The sequence below is a fragment of the Thermotalea metallivorans genome (genome assembly GCF_001562415.1).
GTDB lineage: Bacteria > Bacillota > Clostridia > Peptostreptococcales > Thermotaleaceae > Thermotalea > Thermotalea metallivorans.
Map to the genome: position 1 here is coordinate 1 of NZ_LOEE01000012.1, position 17873 is coordinate 17873.

General features: G+C 38.6%; 14 protein-coding genes, 1 tRNA gene and 1 other RNA gene. All 16 read right to left on the reverse strand.

What is annotated here, in order from left to right:
• Positions 1–472: 472 nt before the first annotated feature.
• Entirely contained in the window at positions 473–1096 is a 624-nt protein-coding gene (locus tag AN619_RS01925; protein WP_068554567.1) for a 50S ribosomal protein L25, read from the reverse strand.
• 259 nt (positions 1097–1355) lie between these two features.
• Positions 1356–1970 (reverse strand): 50S ribosomal protein L25, encoded by a 615-nt coding sequence (locus AN619_RS01930; RefSeq protein ID WP_068554569.1) that lies wholly within the window; start codon positions 1968–1970, stop codon positions 1356–1358.
• A gap of 151 nt (positions 1971–2121) precedes the next feature.
• Entirely contained in the window at positions 2122–5652 is a 3531-nt protein-coding gene (gene nifJ, locus AN619_RS01935) for a pyruvate:ferredoxin (flavodoxin) oxidoreductase (RefSeq protein WP_068554572.1), read from the reverse strand.
• Positions 5653–6101: 449 nt separating this feature from the next.
• Positions 6102–6374 carry a pro-sigmaK processing inhibitor BofA family protein gene (locus tag AN619_RS01940; protein WP_068554574.1) on the reverse strand — a complete coding sequence of 91 codons (273 nt, stop codon included), beginning with the start codon at positions 6372–6374 and terminating at the stop codon, positions 6102–6104.
• Positions 6375–6553: 179 nt separating this feature from the next.
• Positions 6554–6856: a YaaL family protein gene (locus AN619_RS01945; RefSeq protein WP_157064876.1), complete on the reverse strand. Its 303-nt coding sequence runs from the start codon at positions 6854–6856 to the stop codon at positions 6554–6556.
• 239 nt (positions 6857–7095) lie between these two features.
• A complete protein-coding gene (locus tag AN619_RS01950) occupies positions 7096–8436 on the reverse strand; it encodes a PhoH family protein (RefSeq protein ID WP_068554576.1) in 1341 nt (446 codons plus the stop codon).
• Between the two features lie 511 nt (positions 8437–8947).
• Positions 8948–9478, reverse strand: coding sequence for a permease (locus AN619_RS01955; protein WP_068554577.1), 531 nt, complete (start codon positions 9476–9478; stop codon positions 8948–8950).
• Positions 9475–9960 carry a permease gene (locus AN619_RS01960; protein ID WP_068554579.1) on the reverse strand — a complete coding sequence of 162 codons (486 nt, stop codon included), beginning with the start codon at positions 9958–9960 and terminating at the stop codon, positions 9475–9477. The genes AN619_RS01955 and AN619_RS01960 overlap by 4 nt, the downstream gene beginning before the upstream one ends.
• Positions 9961–10045: 85 nt before the next feature.
• Positions 10046–10414, reverse strand: coding sequence for a NifB/NifX family molybdenum-iron cluster-binding protein (locus AN619_RS01965; protein ID WP_068554581.1), 369 nt, complete (start codon positions 10412–10414; stop codon positions 10046–10048).
• 20 nt (positions 10415–10434) lie between these two features.
• The gene (locus tag AN619_RS01970) at positions 10435–10800 is read right to left on the reverse strand and encodes an ArsR/SmtB family transcription factor (protein WP_068554582.1); all 366 of its coding nucleotides are present in this window, start codon (positions 10798–10800) and stop codon (positions 10435–10437) included.
• A gap of 876 nt (positions 10801–11676) precedes the next feature.
• The gene (gene recR / locus AN619_RS01975; protein ID WP_068554583.1) at positions 11677–12276 is read right to left on the reverse strand and encodes a recombination mediator RecR; all 600 of its coding nucleotides are present in this window, start codon (positions 12274–12276) and stop codon (positions 11677–11679) included.
• A 74-nt stretch (positions 12277–12350) separates the two neighbouring features.
• Complete coding sequence (locus AN619_RS01980) at positions 12351–12689, reverse strand: YbaB/EbfC family nucleoid-associated protein (RefSeq protein ID WP_068554585.1); 339 nt, start codon at positions 12687–12689, stop codon at positions 12351–12353.
• Between the two features lie 104 nt (positions 12690–12793).
• A complete protein-coding gene (dnaX, locus tag AN619_RS01985) occupies positions 12794–14455 on the reverse strand; it encodes a DNA polymerase III subunit gamma/tau (protein ID WP_242867276.1) in 1662 nt (553 codons plus the stop codon).
• A gap of 92 nt (positions 14456–14547) precedes the next feature.
• On the reverse strand, positions 14548–17250 hold the full coding sequence (locus AN619_RS01990) for an HD domain-containing phosphohydrolase (RefSeq protein ID WP_068554587.1): 2703 nt from the start codon (positions 17248–17250) through the stop codon (positions 14548–14550).
• Between the two features lie 207 nt (positions 17251–17457).
• An RNA gene (gene ffs, locus AN619_RS01995) (signal recognition particle sRNA large type) lies at positions 17458–17722 on the reverse strand.
• A gap of 21 nt (positions 17723–17743) precedes the next feature.
• Positions 17744–17833 (reverse strand) — tRNA-Ser (locus AN619_RS02000).
• Between the last annotated feature and the right edge of the window lie 40 nt (positions 17834–17873).

Here is a 17873-nt window from a genome sequence, read left to right on the forward strand (position 1 = left end):
TCAAACTCTCAAATCAAATTCTTCCTTCTCTTTGCTTGCTGGCTTTCCTCTTACACTGTGTAGTTTTCAAAGACCAATTCTGTCGTCAGCGTTGACCGCCGACTCTTAATACTATACCACTTTTTTAGCATCATGTCAATCACTTTTTTGTTGGTATTTTTTACATTGTCTCTCGAGACAACAACAGAAAATATATTACTATGTTTTTTATGCAAAATCAACTGGTAATTTTCGCTAGGCTTTGTCCGTTACCCCTTTCTAAAACTCACATATCCTTTAAAGCTACATTTTATAGTACTGCTTTTTTCAAGGGCCCGTCTTTTTTTCAATGTAGTTTTCTTATAAACGAAAAAGCGGAAAAATTCAGTATACCATACACAATGCATTATATCAACCCTTAAACTTATTCTAATTTATGGTAAGCAATCTATTATATTAATAGCAAAATAAGCAAGCATTAAGCTTGCCCATCTTACTTTATTTTTGCTGTGGCCCCTGTCACTTTATCAAAGAGATTTTCTTCTTCACCTGGATCATCAATCATTTGTTCTGCCCTTGCAAGAGATGCAATCACTTCTTTGGGTTCATTAAGTATGGTGAACTCTTGACCAAACTCCACGTCAGCAATACGTAGCGGATGGTTTGGTGTAAGCATAGAAATGTCTAATTCAATACTGTCAGGAACATATTGAGGTAAACAGGAAATATGCAATTCTCTAAGCTGCTGTTGCACAACATTGTTTTTCGATTCCACCTTCTCTCTACCCCTTAAAATAATAGGTACCGTTGTATGAATTGGTTCTTCGTAGGATATCTCTTGGAAGTCTACATGAATAATTTCATGGGTAATCGGGTGCCTTTGTATTTCTTTGATCAATACAGTAGATGTTTCCCCTGCCAAATCCAAGTGCAAAAATATATTTGTGCCATATTTCCTCAATATTGTATCCATTTCCTTTCTATCTACTTCCACTGCCCTTGTATCCACATGATGTCCATAAACAACACCTGGTATATGCCCATGACTTCTGACTCTATGACAAGCATTGGAACCAATTTCATTTCTCACATCTGCACGCATACTTGATTTAAACATACAAATCCCTCCTGTGATCAAATCTAGTAGTCATTATCTCCAATTTATTTTTTCTAATACACAGAAATCCTATAAGTTTTTAGGATAAAAAAGTAGGAGGGATAGTAAAATAACAAAGTCTCCCGTTAGAAAATTAAAGAAAGGCTTTTTTAAAGCACATGACGGTAATTATGACATATCCACAATTTGTGAAAGTACATAATTTCCTCATGTGTTATAAAGAAGAGGCATAGATTGCCCTATGCCCCTTGAAATTTGTCTAATACAGTCTTCTCAATCGATCTTCTTCAGTTTCCGTAGCCACCGCTACTTCAACTTTAGATGCCGTAGTAATCAAAGCCACAATATCTTCTCCATCATGAAGAACTTGGATGTGTTCGTCTTGACAAATCGGTAGTTCCCGTACCTTCATAGGTTCTCCAAACTTCATATGCGATACATCCACCTCTATCGCTTGAGGCAGGTACTGGGGATAAGCTTGGATTTCCAATTCTCCTATTTGCTGCTGCACCACAGAGACACTGGATTCAACGGCCTGCTTGTTGACCAAATGAACCGGTATTTTTACTCTCACTTTTTCATTGTAGTCTAATTCCTGTAGATCCATATGCAATACATGCTGCTTTATAATATGTCGATGGATATCTTTTATCAGGGCAGGTTTTATTTTATCCCCTATTTTTAATTCTACACTTGATCCCACGCCATAATGAGCAAGGATTCTGTCCAGTTCCCTTTTGTTGAAACCAACATTTTTATTATCTTTGTTGTGCCCATAAATCACACCGGGAACGAATCCTTTATTTCTAAAGCTTTTCAATGAATTTTTCCCTGTCTCTTCCCTTTCTACTACATTTAGTATAGGCCTCGTCATATTGGTAATTCCCCCTTTTGTTTTCCTTGTTATTTTGCCTATACTAATATTAAATCAGATTATTGAGAATTTTTCAAATATTTTTGATTGTATTTGGAAAAATTAAAAAGCGGGTAACTACTCTTCACCCGCTTTTTAATCCTATTTTATTTTACATTTGCGCCATTTTCTTATAAGTTTCATATTTCTCTTTTGCTTCTCTTTCAGCCTTCTCAAACAACTCTTGTGCAATTTCCGGGAATTGATTCATAAGTGTTGTATATCTTACTTGCCCTTTTAAGAAGTCTTGGAAGCTTGCTGTCGGCTCTTTTGAATCCAAAATGAAGGGATTCTTGCCCTCTGCCTTCAACATCGGGTTATATCGATATAAATGCCAATATCCTGCTTCAACAGCTTGCTTCGAATTCGCTTGGGTACGTCCCATGCCTTCCTTAATACCGTGAGCAATACACGGAGCATAAGCAATAATTAGAGATGGTCCGTCATATTTCTCAGCTTCAATGATGGCCTTTAAGAATTGGTTTTTATCTGCGCCCATTGCCACCTGCGCCACGTATACATAGCCGTAAGTTGCAGCAATCATACCAAGATCTTTTTTCTTCATTTTCTTACCTGATGCTGCAAACTTGGCAACAGCTGCTGTCGGTGTAGATTTTGAAGATTGACCGCCTGTATTGGAGTAAACTTCTGTATCAAATACAAGTATATTTACATTTTCACCGGAGGCCAATACATGGTCAAGTCCGCCATAACCAATATCTAGTGCCCAACCATCTCCGCCAATGATCCAAATAGATCTCTTGATGAGGTAATCCTTCTTCTCATTGATTTCTGCAAGGATTTCTTTTGCCCTAGCATCCTTAATGTCGTTTGCTTCAAGGATGGGCAGAATCTTCGCAGTAGCTGCCTTAGACGCATCTGCATCGTCTTTTCCAGCTAGCCATGCATGGAAGGCTTCCTTGGCATTGGCAGGAATATCCAATGTCACTAGCTCATTCATTAGATCGGTTAATCTGTTTCTCATTTGCTTCACAGCAAGAGCCATACCATATCCGTATTCAGCATTATCTTCGAACAACGAGTTTGCCCAAGCAGGGCCTTTGCCTTCTTGATTTTTGCAGTAAGGTGTTGCAGGCGCTGAAGCTCCCCAAATAGATGAACATCCAGTGGCGTTGGCAATCATCATTCTGTCTCCAAACAGCTGAGTAATTACCTTCGCATATGGTGTCTCCCCACAGCCTGCGCATGCTCCCGAAAACTCGAGAAGTGGTTGTGCAAACTGGCTACCTTTGATTGTATTTAACGGCATCAGATCATCTTTTACTTTCACAGTCATGGCGAAATTCCAATTTGGAACCTCAACATCTACCTGTGTTTCAATAGGCTTCATAATCAATGCCTTTTCTTTAGAAGGACAAATATCTGCGCAGTTTCCGCATCCTGTACAGTCTAATGCACTCACCTGCATACGATATCCTAATCCTTCAAAACCTTTGCCCATGGCCTTTAGTGTCTTGAAGCTTTCTGGAGCATTTTTCATTTCTTCCTCGTTTACTAAAATTGGTCTAATTGCAGCATGAGGACAGACAAATGAACATTGGTTGCATTGGATACACTTGTCCATTTGCCATTCTGGCACATTCACCGCAATGCCACGTTTTTCGTAAGCAGAAGTTCCCATGGGGAAATGCCCGTCTTCTCTTCCAACGAAAGTACTTACAGGCAACGAATCCCCTTCTTGTCTGTTCATTGGAATCAATACATTCTTAATGAAATCAGGCACTTCAACGGTTGCAGCCGCTTCATCTTCCACTACATTTGACCAAGAGACCGGCACATCAATTTTCACTAGTGCATCAATACCACGATCAACGGCTTCATGGTTCATTCTAACAATAATCTCACCCTTTTTGCCGTAGCTCTTCACGATAGCATCCTTTAAATATTTCACTGCATCATCCAGAGGAATAACGCCTGCCAATTTAAAGAATGCCGACTGCATGATCATATTAATTCTATGGCCTAGGCCAATTTCCGCAGCAATATCTGTTGCATTGATCGTGTAGAATTGAATATTCTTTTCAGCAATATATTTCTTCATGCTTGCCGGTAATTTTTCATCTAATTCTTCAGGTGTCCACTTGCAGTTTAATAAGAAAGTACCGCCTTCTTTTAATCCTTTTAACAGGTCATATTGATTTACATATGCTTGATTTGAACAAGAGATAAAATCTGCCTCATCAATCAGATATGTTGATTTAATTGGCTGTTTGCCAAATCTTAAGTGGGAAATTGTTACACCTCCGGATTTTTTGGAATCATAGGAAAAATATCCTTGAGCATAAAGATCCGTATTATCTCCAATGATCTTAATCGCATCTTTGTTTGCACCAACTGTACCGTCAGAACCCAATCCCCAGAATTTGCATCTTGTTACACCGGCAGGACCAGTTTTTACAGTTTCTTTGATTTCCAGAGATGTATGTGTTACATCGTCTACGATACCGATTGTAAAACCATTCTTTGGCTTGTCAGCCTTTAGGTTGTCAAACACAGCTTTAATTTGTGGCGGCGTAGTATCTTTTGATCCTAATCCATAACGTCCGCCTACGATAAGGGGTGCATTCTCCATGTTGTAGAATAGTGTTCGCACGTCTTGATATAATGGCTCGCCCAATGCACCGGGCTCCTTACATCTATCTAGGACAGCAATTCTTTTCACTGTTTTTGGCAATACATCAAAGAAGTATTTCGCAGAAAATGGCCTGTAGAGACGAACTTTTATTAGCCCTACCTTTTCTCCTCTTGCCACCAGATAATCTACTACCTCTTCCGCTGTTTCAATTACAGAACCCATTGCAACAATGATATGTTCAGCATCCGGAGCTCCTACATAATTAAAGGGCTTGTACTCTCTGCCTGTTAATTTGGTGATTTCTGCCATATAATCTGCAACTATATCCGGCACAGCCTCGTAGAATCGATTGGCAGCTTCCTTTGCTTGGAAGAAAATATCCGGATTTTGTGCTGTACCCCTTGTTACAGGGTGATTTGGACTCAATGAGTTATCTCTAAAAGCTTGTAATGCTTCATAATCTACCAGTTTCGCAAAATCTTCATACGCAATTACTTCTATTTTTTGAACTTCATGAGAAGTTCTGAATCCGTCAAAGAAGTGTAAGAAAGGCACCCTTGACTTAATGGCACTTAGATGGGCAACGCCGCCTAAATCCATAACCTCTTGCACACTTCCTGATGCAAGCAATGCAAACCCTGTTTGTCTTGCGGCCATTACGTCAGAATGGTCACCAAAGATGGAAAGAGCATGTCCTGCCACCGCACGAGCACTTACATGGAATACTCCAGGCAATAATTCTCCGGCGATTTTATACATATTTGGAATCATTAAAAGTAATCCCTGAGATGCAGTAAATGTAGTTGTCAATGCGCCTGCTGCCAATGAGCCATGTACTGCCCCTGCTGCTCCTGCTTCGGATTGCATTTCAGTAACCTGTACTTCCTGTCCAAAAATGTTTTTCTTTCCATGGGCAGCCCACTCGTCAACAAATTCTGCCATGTTGGATGATGGCGTGATTGGATAGATTGCTGCTACATCCGTAAAGGCATAAGAGACATATGCGGCAGCGGTGTTGCCATCCATGGTTTTCATTTTCTTTGCCATTTTGTATCCTCCTTTTTAAATAAAAAATAAATTTGTTTTGTCTTCAATATGAAAGCATACAAAATTTCCGTCATTTCATTCCCTTTGTCTAATGTCTAACGACTCTTTTTCAAGGGAAAACATTTTCAATATGTGGACAACATATTGAAACCCCTTACAATTATTTATAGAGACCTGTTGTAGTACAGTCCCCTAAATGTCCATCTGTATTAATACAGATGGACACATCCACTGTAACAGTATGTATATACTGCACATTTCTTGGGTATACTATATTGTTACAGTTCTCAAAACTTAGTATAACAGATGGTAAAATAGGTGTCAACCTTATCCGGTATACAAACATGCAAACAAAAATCAGGTTATGTCCTTTGGCATTTTTGTAGCAGCCATATGGAACATCACCTGATCTCATTTTTTACTTCCATAGAATTTCATTTTTCATACAGCTATAGAAAATATTGCACAACGAGCATCAGAATAACCCCAGGTACACCCAGAAAACCTGCTATTAAAGCCGTAATGGGATTCACAGCAATTCCTACATTAAAAAAGCTCCCAACCAAATTCAACAGGAATAACAAAATCCCCCCAATGATGGCATTATAAACCAGCTTGATAATAATTTTTATTGGTACCAGCAAGATATATCCGGCAATATACAAAAGAATTAATCCAAAAGCATAAGCCAAAATGATATTCAGTTCAATTCCCATTCCCATACACGGTCACTCCCAACCCCATCTTATTCTATCCATCTCTATAGTAATTATATAGGCTTTGTACCAAGAATATAACTATTTTGTTTTCTATCCAAAAGCAACAAAACAGGCCCTTAGATTTTCTATTCAATTCCTAGGCCTGTTTGCGATGAAATAAAATATATTATACCTGCATATTTTTATTGAAAGTTTCCCCTTACACCCATTTCCCTTGCAAGCTTCATCAAATAGGTATATCTTGTCTTGGCAGCCTCTACTCGGTAGATGGCATAGTCGATCAAATCTGGATCTGTTACGGATTGAAAATATGCTTCCGCATTTTTCCATTCATCATGGGCCTGTCTTATTGTATCCAACATCTTATCGTCTTCCGAACGGGTATCTTCCCCATGAATTACCCGTGCATAAAAGTTGCTTAACATATCCATAAATCCAGTTTCCGTCTTGTCATTTCTTTTTATAAAGTGTGTGAGTCCATTCATATGTTAACCCCCTCAACCATACTTTGTATTTATAGCTTCACCATATTTTGGATTCCTTATACATGTATAAAATGCAAAATTATCTTTAAGGAACGGAGAGATATAATCTCTTTTTCATCCTTTTAGGCATTTCCCAAGCAAAAAGCCCGGTACACTCGTACTGGGCATGTAATCATATCATCTTGCATAGGGCTGCTAACAGCCTACAAAGAATCCTCCTTTCCCTTTAAAAATAAAACCTATAGCAACTCTGCGGCCAACTGTGCCACTACGGAACGTTCTACTTTTTTCAGGGTAATATGGCCAGCAATATTTATATCTTTAAATTTGTTGATAATATAGGTTAATCCATTACACTGAGAATCTAAATAAGGATGATCTATTTGCTCCGTATCTCCCATCATCACAATCTTACTACCTTCCCCAACTCTGGTTACAATTGTTTTCACCTCATGCTTTGTTAAATTCTGGGCTTCATCGATGATAATAAACTGATTTGGGATACTCCTTCCTCGAATATACGTCATGGCTTCAATTTCTATATTTTTAAGTCCGATGAGGGTATTTTTTATATCGCTAATATGCTTCGCATCCAGCAAAAATTCCAAATTATCATAAATGGGCTGTACCCAGGGTCTAAGTTTTTCATCTTTATCCCCCGGCAAAAATCCTATATCCCGGCCAACAGGTACAACCGGTTTCGTAATTAAGAGTTTTTGATAAATACGCTCATCCTGAACCTTGACTAGTCCTGCTGCTAAAGAAAGTAATGTTTTGCCGGTACCAGCCTTTCCTGTTAATGTGACCAGTTTAATATTATCATCTAGCAACAACTCCAACGCCATTCTCTGCTCTGCATTTTTCCCCTTGATTCCCCAATAAGACTCTTCTCCTCTGTGCAAAGGATGAAATTTTTTCATCACTGCATCATATCGCAAAATGGCCGATTTAGAACTGCCATAACTGTCTTTTAAAACCACAAATTGATTAGGGTATACATCATAGTATTCTTTGACTTCCTTTAACTCATCATCCCTCACAACACCCAATTGATATACTTTATCTATTACCTCCGAATCTACTGTAACATTTAAAATTCCTTGATATTCTTCTTCCGCATGTTCAATCTTATCGTATAAATAGTCTTGGGATAAAATATTTAGACTATCCGCCTTAATCCGCATAATAGCATCTTTACTCACAAGGATTACCTGCTTTTTTGACTCCTTCTCTTTTTCTTCCCTGTGAAGATTTAGTGCTACTGCCAAAATTCTGTTATCATTATTTGTCTCATGAAAATATTCCTGAAACCCATTTAAGCTTTTATGATTAACCTCTACGCGAAGTCTGCCCCCGTTGGGCAATTCCACTCCTTCACACAAACTTCCAAGCTCTCTTAATTTATCAAGTTCTCTTGCAACTTCTCTGGCATTTCTCCCCACTATATCTTGATAACTTTTTTTTCCGTCAATTTCTTCTATCACTACCGCAGGAATCACCACATCATTGTCCCCAAAGGCATAAACACTCCTAGGTTCATGAAGCAAAACGCTAGTATCCAGTACAAACATCTTATGCATAGAGCCCCCGCCATAAAAATCGGGGTCTTCACCGTCCTTTCCTCTTATGGACTCATTCTCCTGCCTACTATCATTATATGAGAGGAATGTGAGTAAGGAATTCATAGAGTTTAAATTTTGTTTTTGTATTAATCTTGTTGATTCTTTTTAAAATGCTCCTTTCTCTCTTTTTCTTTTCGATACATAACATAAACCCTTTTTGGTTCAAGTAATTATTAAATTTTATGGAATGGCAAAAGAATTCAGAACACATTCTCTCTAAATCATGTGACAGAGGTTAGAACAAAGTCTTCCGTTGGAAGATTTAGATTTAAGGGAAGCCTTTGTTGAAATACATGACGGAAATTATGACTTATCCACAATTTATGAAAGTACATAATTTCCTATGTGTCATAAAAAAAGAACCGGTATTAGAAACCAGTTCTCATTTTCTTTCAATAGTTTTAATGCGGTCTGAAATATTTATATACATCCGTCTTGTTTGTATGATGTTAGTAGTAAATCCAATCCACTACATTGATTCAGCATTCTCATAAATCCTTCTTACTTCTGCTCTGTTCACAAGAGAACATAGTATATATGAGATTAGGATAATTCCCGGAATATCTACAAGCAATCTTGTTATAGCAAATCTTGTTCCTAAGGAAGATAGTTCAAATAAAAACATAGGTATTTTAGTAGTAGACCATGCTCCTATAAAGATTAATACATTACTAAATTTAACGCCCTTTTTCATAAATACGGCTGCTATAGGAAAGGCACCATACAGTGGTCCCGCTGCTGCTGAACCTAATATGATGGATAAAACAATTCCTTTTACTCCTGATGTCTCACCCATATATTTCATCATTGTTTCTTTTGGAACCCACACATCTAATAGTCCTAAAAGAATAAAAACTGGTGGTATGACTGAAATCATTTCTTCAAAACTATAACCCGTAACACGGATTGCTCTTATTCCCATTTCTCTATTGATTAAAAATAGAATCGTCAAAATAACTACAGTCATTAGAGAGAACCTATACTTCTTTAATAGAGTCATATTCCACCAACCACCTTTCCAATGATATATGCCACAACAAAAGAAAACAAAAATGATAAAACATTTCTCATAATCGTAAGCCGTTTACCGAAATACTTCATCTCAACAGGAGCCGTAACAACACCTACCATCATTAATGTGGATACAAATGCTCCTATTTGCATATATCCTGCACCGTTATTTAACAACATTGCTGCAGTAGGAAATGCTACAAATCCGGGAATCAATGTAATTGCTCCTACAATAGCAGAAAAAATTACACCTAACCATCCTGATTCTTTACCTATTATTTTTGATATTAATTCAGCATTGAATATTGAAAGTAATATACCAACGAGTATAATTACTCCTATGAATTGTGGTAGAATATTTTCAAATGACTTCCAAGCCTTTTTCAAAGCCATTTTTGTCTTTTTCTTATCTTTAAAATAGGAAATACATAAAAGTATAATAACCAATATATACATTATGTAACTACTCATAGTTCAACTCCTTCTCTTATTTCTCTAATGATATCTTTAAAAAGACATCTACCCTTAGGCAGATGCCTTGATCTCAAATATTTACTTAATGACCACAATCATGATGATCACAACTATTATTCATTGAAAACTCCGCTAGTTCATTTCTTTTTAATCGTTCTATATTCTTTAAGACCGTTTCATTAGCGACTCTATATGCTTTAATTCCTTGATTACTTAGTTTCATCAATGCACCAGCACCAATTCCACCAACTAAGATAGCATCAACCATTTCTCCTCCAAGTGCCTTGAGTGGTTGACACATCCCATGGGCATGGTGTAGATCTTCATTTTCAATCACCTTTATCTGTTCACTTTCTAAATCATAGATCAGGAAAAATGGAGCCGATCCAAAGTGATTATAAGCGATACTCTCTAACCCCTTGTTTTCTTGCACAGGAATACACACTTTCATATTTTTTCTCCTTTCAATTTTTAATTACCATTTCTTTGACAACATTTATTTTTATTTGCTTTACATGACGCTCTACATTCATCAGGCATATGTATGCCAAACTTGCAATTGCTCATTGTATAATCATTATTCATTTGTTCGATAAATTTTACTATTTCCAAGAGCATTGGTTCCTGTAAATCGTAATGTACATAATAGCCTACTTTCTCTCCCACAATAATTCCTGCTTCTTTTAAAACCTTTATATGCTGTGATACTGCTGCTTCAGAAATATCTAAATGTTTTGCAATTCCTTTAGCACATATCCTTCTTCTGGAAAGGATTATTAATATTTTTAGTCTCGTTTCATCACCTAGTGCCTTAAATATCTGTACGATTTGTTCCATTGTTTACTCCTTTGCTTTAATTAAGTATTTACTTAATTAAATAGTATTATACTTAATTATAAATGTCAATATAAGAATTTACATTTATTTGTAATTTAATAATTGATTTTTCTTATTTTCTTTTTGATAAAACTATTCCTTCCCACTGTTTTTAGAAGTTTTAACTTTAAGCAATTTTTAGAAACAGAAAAAAGGCCATGTTTTATCATTATGCAAATAATGTTCTATCCTAAAAATACTATTTTTTCCATTATCTTAATCGGAATCATACTACTCAACTCCTGTATTATCAAGACATGGTACTCTTTGTGTCGTTTTTAATGTTTTAGCAGTGATACAAGTTTATTTTCAATTTGATACAACCTTTTAACTTCTTAATTTCTTTTCTGTTTTTTTCTTAAAACTTTCCCCTTAGAACTAGATTCTATCTATGTATACATCAAATAAACCTTTTTCACCCTGCAAATAAAAATTTATCAAAATTCTCCCCACAAGCCCCTACTCAAGCCAATCCCCATTTTTATCCATATTCTCATCCATTCTCAATTTCATTCACTTTTCCCTTAAATCTTAGGCCTTAATCCTACTGAAACGCAAATAAAGTTGTTTCAGAATTAAGGTTTAAGGAATAAGGTTTAAGAGTGGTTTTTATCCATTTTTCTTTTCCATTCTGTTTTCCATTTAGTCTTTCAATCTATTGATTTTACAAGGCTATACGAACAGAGCCAAGATGCACGGAATAAGGATTAAGAAATAAAAAACATGGTAGAAAGAAAGGCTGTCGCCTCCTTAAAACCATGTCCTTTGATACAACTTTAGCGTTGAATTTGCAAAATGATATAAGTTTATTTGGGTAATACAAACACTTTTTTTCATCTATAATTCCCTTCTTCCCTCCAAAGCCTTCGATAAGGTAACTTCATCAGCATATTCCAGGTCCCCCCCCACGGGAATGCCATGGGCGATTCTTGTCACTTTAATTCCCATAGGCTTTACCAGTTTGGATATATACATAGCCGTTGCTTCCCCTTCAATTGTAGGGTTGGTAGCCAATATGATTTCTTTCACTTCGCCATTTTGAAGACGTATTAATAATTCGCGAATTTTAATATCCTCCGGCCCGATGCCTTCCATAGGGGATATGGCTCCGTGAAGCACATGATAAACGCCCTTGAATTCCCGCACCCTTTCCATGGCTGCCACATCCCTCGGATCTTCCACCACGCAAATCACTTCTTTATCCCGTTGCTGATTTTTGCAGATACTGCAGGGATCTATATCTGTAATATTAGCGCATTCGGAACAGTACTTTGTTCCTCTTTTCGCCTCCAAAATAGCTTCCGACAGACTTTCCACATCGGTTTCCTTCATATTCAAAACATGGAAGGCCAATCTCTGTGCACTCTTCCTGCCGATCCCCGGCAACTTGGCGAATTCTTCGATCAATCTGGCAATAGGTCCTGCATAATGACTCATCAAAATCTCCTCCATCGTTCACAAACATTTCCTATAGATATGACAGGAGCCGAACCCTTGGGTCCGGCTATATGCTAGAATAATCCCGGAATATTCATTCCTCCTGTGATTTTGCTCATCTCCCGTGTCATCATCTCATCGGCCTTTCTCAAGGCTTCATTGGTAGCAGCTACTATGAGATCCTGAAGCATTTCTACATCATCAGGATCCACTGCTTCGGGTCTAATCGTAACGGATAAAACTTCCTTCCTTCCGTTCACTTTTACCTCAACAGCACCGCCACCGGCACTGGCTTCCACCTCTTTTTGGTACAGTTCTTCCTGCAGCTCTTCCATTTGCTTTTGCATCTTTTGAACCTGCTTTAGCATATTATTCATATTCCCAGGAATTCCTGGAAACTTACCCTTTGCCATTTTTATCTCCTCCATTCTTATATTCCATGCTAACAGTTTATCCAATTTATCCCTATTATATCATATACAAGGGTCAAAGGATAAACCTTTATTTTCAATTTTCTTTATTCCTCTACTATCTCTACTAGATCCGCCCCAAATAATTCAATGATCCTCTGCACCTCTACATCCTCTTGAGATGCAGATATCTCCCCGGAAGCAGCGGAAAGCTTTTCTACCTCATCCTCCATGACACATTTCAAACTTATCCTTTGCCCCAAGATCTCCTCCATAACATCTTCAATCAATTCCTTATTGGGGCTGTTTCCTGCTGCCTCCTTATGAAATCCGTAACCATCCTTGAAAGCTACAATTAAAGAACTTTTTTCCACCCCTACAGGTTTTCCTTCCATCAAAACTGCATAGACAGAAATCTTTCTTTTCTTGACCTCCTTCAAAATTGCATCCCAAGCCCGCTCTAAAGCTTGAAAATTGATAGGTTTTACAATCATCTCCTGTTCTATGGTTCTCGGTTTTTGTTGTTCTGCCCTAGGCTCTTCCTGCCCTTTGTCCATAGGCAGATTTTCCTTCCCTTCTTCTCCATAATTAATTTTTATCTTGCCCGACAGAATACTTTTCTCTAGGGCGCTGATGCGCTCCATCAGACCTTCTACTGACTGATCATATAGGGGCTGGCAAAGTTTAATGACCGCAACCTCCAGCAAAATACGCGGCTGGGTAGACCATTTCATATCAACCTCCGTCTGGGATAGAATATGGATAGCCCGAAGGATAGAAGAGTTTTCCAGTTTTTTCCCCTGTGATTTCAAACGATCAATGTTTTCCTTGGAAAGATTTACAATTCCCTCAAGATTTTGAGCTACCTTTGTCATCATAAGATTCCTATAATGGGTAATCAAATCCTTCATAAACTGGTGGATATCCTTTCCCGCTGCCACAAGATTTTCAATAGACGCCATGGCAGATTTAGATTCTCCGGCTGCAATATGATCCACCAGCTCAAAAATAAAAGCATCATTTACCGTACCCAATACGTCAATAACTTCGTCATAGCCAATTTTCCCTTGAGTATAAGAAATGCATTGATCCAGAAGGCTCAAAGCGTCCCGCATGGCACCATCAGCATTTCTGGCAATCAGTTTCAAAGCACTTTCCTCTACGGCAACCCCCATCTCTTTGCAAATGGACGCCATGGTCTCCACCATATCTCCTTCTTTGATCCGTTTAAAATCAAACCGTTGGCATCGAGAGAGAATAGTAGCAGGGATCTTGTGGGGCTCCGTTGTAGCTAAGATAAAGATGACAAAGTGAGGCGGCTCCTCTAAAGTCTTTAGCAGGGCATTAAAAGCTCCCGTAGACAACATGTGAACCTCATCAATAATATACACCTTGTACCTTCCTTTAGTAGGCGGATATTTCACGTTTTCCCGAAGTTCCCTGATATCATCCACACCATTATTGGAAGCAGCATCCATCTCAATGACATCCATCATGGTTTCATTTTGAATGCCCTTGCAGAGTTCACACTGATTGCAAGGGTTTAAATCAATAGGTGTCATACAGTTGACTGCTCTGGCAAATATCTTGGCAGTAGAAGTTTTTCCGGTTCCCCTTGTCCCACAAAACAAATAGGCATGGGCAATATTGTTATTTTTGATTTGATTTTTCAGGGTTTGGGTAATGTGCTCCTGGCCTACCACATCCTCAAAAATCCTTGGTCTCCATTTTCTATATAAGGCCATATATGCCATATGCTTCACCTTCATTCCCGTTCTCTCGTATCTGTAACCCACTTCCATTATAACAGAATAAAATCTTTTTTGACCAGAAATGATTGTCAAAATAATAAAAGGCAGCTTCAAATGACTGCCCTTTCTGTTTCCATTTTTGCGATATCCCTTAATGCCTTCCTATTGGTCTTATAAATTTTTTCCATTATCTCTACAATCTTTGGACTAAACTGTGTGCCACTGCATCTTTTCAGTTCCTCTATGCCTTCCTCAATCGACATAGGCTTCCTATAGGATCTTCTGGAAAGCATGGCGTCAAAAGCATCCGCCACACCAATAATCTCCGCATATAAAGGCAGTGCTTCAATTTCAGCATCCCCCGGATATCCATCCAAATCATATCGCTTATGATGGAACAATACCGCCTCCATAATTTCTCTAGAGAGCCCGATGGGATCGAGAATTTTGCTACCTATGGTTGGATGCTGCATAATATGGTTATACTCTTCTTCACTTAACGGGCCCGGCTTCGTCAAAACGGCCTCACTGATGCCGATTTTTCCGATGTCATGAAGAATTCCAGCCACTTGGATAGCATCAATACTATTCTCTGTTAAATTTAAATATTTTCCGATAAGACTTGCATATTGGGAAACTCTTACTGAATGCCCCTGCGTATAAGAATCCTTTGCCTCTACAGCAACAACCAGAGCCTTGATAGTTTTGAAATATGCCTGTTTCAATTCCCCATACAGCCGGGCTTTTTCAATTGCCACAGCTGCATGGTTGGAAAGAGAGTTCAAAATATGAATATGACTGTCCTCAATCTTCGTTTCACTAGAAACGGCCATAACCCCAATTACATTTTCTTCTATCTTCAATGGCACAAGAACCACATGATTTACCCTGCCAGTATCTAATATTTGCTTATTATAGGGAGAAATATATTTCCCATCCAAATCATTTAAAATCACAAGCCTTTTCTCCTTTACAGCAATACCCATGCCATCCCTGTCAATATGAATGGCATCCCTTGTAATCAAATGTTCCAGGGAACCTGCACTGGCCTTTAACACCAGTTCCTTTTCATTTTCTAGAAGTCTGATGGTGCAGAGGGCCACATCATCCATCAGTTCTACAATTTTATTGACAATATTTTTTAACAGAACATCAATTTTTATGTTAGAAATTGTACTGGTCAAAGAATAGCTAAGCTCGCTAAGGACCGTAAGTTCCTTATTTTTTCTTATGATTTCCTGCTTCATCTTCACATATTCCGTAACATCCCTGCCAATCCCCTGAACGCCGACAAAACGCCCATCTTGGTATATTTTTCTGGTACTGGTTTCGATAATCAGGCGATTCTGTCCCCCCTTTGCAAGCATCCAAAGGTCCAAATGATTAAAATCCTTTTTTTGGAATTCCCCTATGATATCCTCACAACCCTCATACCGGTGCATGGGACATAAAATCGTCTGGATCGGCTGACCCATCACTTCCTCCGTTTTATAACCCAGCATAGTTTCAAGAATATCATTAATATATGTAATACGACCCTCCCCATTGATTACCCATACCAAATCCGTAATATTCTCCATCAACAGCCGATATTTCTGCTCAGAATAATTCAACTGCTCCATGGTAGCTTGGAGCTGTTCATAGGATGCTTCTAGCTCCATATTCATGTCCTGCAGCTGCTCATAAGACAGTTCCAATTCTATATTCATATCCTGCAATTGCCGATTCCCTTCCATCAGCCGCCGTGCCTGCTCCGTAAGGCTTTGATAATTCCTGCGGATGGTAGCGGCCATCTGGTTAAAGGCTGACACGACTTCACCAATTTCATCATGATACTGCCTTTGGATATGTATATCAAACCTCCCTAAGGATACCTCTCTGACCGCATCCCTTAATTCTATCATAGGTTGGGCAATTTGTTTCGACGCAACAAATACGGAGATCAGCATGAGCGTAATTGCCACTGTGGCGATTCCATAAAATATATGCCTTATCTTGTCCGCATAAAGATAGTAGTCCTCTGTATCAGAATATATCAAAATCTGCCAACCTGTGGCAGGCATTTTCATATAGGTTGCCATCATAGATTTCCCATCCCTATCGATAAAGGCAAAAGTACCTGGATTGTTTCTTAATCTCTCTAAATCTGTACTGGCAGCACCTAGGAGTTTTTCTTCAGAGGCATCTGCCCATAGGATTTTGTTGTACTCACTGAAAACAAAATGCTGTGACTTTCCCGCAATGTTGATCTGTCGGATGATGGCCCTTATCGATTCCAGCGCCAGATCCCCTCCAATGACACCCATCAATCTTCCTTCTGCATCCCACATGGGAAGAGAAATAGTAATCACCTTTTCTCCTGTAATGATATCATCATAAGGCTCTGATATGACCAAGCCACCCTTTTCTTTCGCCTGTATATACCAGGGCCTTTGTCTAAAATCTATACCCGGTTTGCTTTCCAGTGCAGCCGAGCTTGTCCCATCTTCCAAAGTAAAAAATATATTAAAAAATTCCGGGGTATTTTCCCTTTGCTTCGCTAAATATTTATTCATCTGTTCTAAACGGATGGATTGATTTTCAAATAATTGTACCCCTTGCCGGATGATTTTCAAAATCTGAATTCTATCTTGAAACCATTGATTGGCAGTATCAATTTCATTACTTAATCTATGGATAATATCTTGATTGTATAAATCCAGAAGATACCTGTGCAAACTGTAGTGCATGGCTATTCCCATAAATAATAAAGGTATCAGCGTAATAATCAAAAAAATTGCCATCAGCCTTACCCTGAAGTTCCTCTTAAACATGCATGTATTCCTCCCAGCTCATGGGTTCCCATGATAGCGTTGCTTATAACAATTATAACATATTATTTACAGAAAATGTTGAAAATACAAAATATTTAAGGGTTTTTCCTATGGCTTTCCCTGTCAATAACAGGAACCGTAGATCATTGCAAAACAAAAAAACATGCAAACCGTATTTGCATGCTGTTTCTATTGAATACATTAAAGCCGTGCACCTATCGTTGACAAGTTGCTACAGACGGTACCTAGACAGTTAACTCAGACCAAGCACCCCTGCGGCACACGAGAGGGCTTACTTACCGCTGCTTCCTTCCGGACCTGACGGGGTTCATAAGTTCCCGTTGCGCAGGACCCAGTCCTCCTCGCCACTTAGCCAGGGCAGACTCTACAACAACAGATCGCCGATAGGAATTCAATCCTGCTACAGCGGGTTGCAGGTTACAGGGCACCGCTACCTCCCCATCTAGCACGGCAAACTTTATAAACTTTTTTGTGGCGGAGAGAGCGGGACTCGAACCCGCGGGGCCAATACGGCCTTACACGCTTTCCAGGCGTGCCCCTTAGCCAACTCGGACATCTCTCCATCGTGAATTTTTCAAGCTATCTATCAAGGAACATATATT

Excerpts from the sequence above, each read along its gene's own strand:
- AN619_RS01925 (WP_068554567.1), bottom strand. The coding sequence starts at position 1,096 with ATGTTTAAATCAAGTATGCGTGCAGATGTGAGAAATGAAATTGGTTCC.
- AN619_RS01930 (WP_068554569.1), bottom strand. The coding sequence starts at position 1,970 with ATGACGAGGCCTATACTAAATGTAGTAGAAAGGGAAGAGACAGGGAAA.
- nifJ (WP_068554572.1), bottom strand. The coding sequence starts at position 5,652 with ATGGCAAAGAAAATGAAAACCATGGATGGCAACACCGCTGCCGCATAT.
- AN619_RS01940 (WP_068554574.1), bottom strand. The coding sequence starts at position 6,374 with ATGGGAATGGGAATTGAACTGAATATCATTTTGGCTTATGCTTTTGGA.
- AN619_RS01945 (WP_157064876.1), bottom strand. The coding sequence starts at position 6,856 with ATGAATGGACTCACACACTTTATAAAAAGAAATGACAAGACGGAAACT.
- AN619_RS01950 (WP_068554576.1), bottom strand. The coding sequence starts at position 8,436 with ATGCATAAGATGTTTGTACTGGATACTAGCGTTTTGCTTCATGAACCT.
- AN619_RS01955 (WP_068554577.1), bottom strand. The coding sequence starts at position 9,478 with ATGACTCTATTAAAGAAGTATAGGTTCTCTCTAATGACTGTAGTTATT.
- AN619_RS01960 (WP_068554579.1), bottom strand. The coding sequence starts at position 9,960 with ATGAGTAGTTACATAATGTATATATTGGTTATTATACTTTTATGTATT.
- AN619_RS01965 (WP_068554581.1), bottom strand. The coding sequence starts at position 10,414 with ATGAAAGTGTGTATTCCTGTGCAAGAAAACAAGGGGTTAGAGAGTATC.
- AN619_RS01970 (WP_068554582.1), bottom strand. The coding sequence starts at position 10,800 with ATGGAACAAATCGTACAGATATTTAAGGCACTAGGTGATGAAACGAGA.
- recR (WP_068554583.1), bottom strand. The coding sequence starts at position 12,276 with ATGAGTCATTATGCAGGACCTATTGCCAGATTGATCGAAGAATTCGCC.
- AN619_RS01980 (WP_068554585.1), bottom strand. The coding sequence starts at position 12,689 with ATGGCAAAGGGTAAGTTTCCAGGAATTCCTGGGAATATGAATAATATG.
- dnaX (WP_242867276.1), bottom strand. The coding sequence starts at position 14,455 with ATGAAGGTGAAGCATATGGCATATATGGCCTTATATAGAAAATGGAGA.
- AN619_RS01990 (WP_068554587.1), bottom strand. The coding sequence starts at position 17,250 with ATGTTTAAGAGGAACTTCAGGGTAAGGCTGATGGCAATTTTTTTGATT.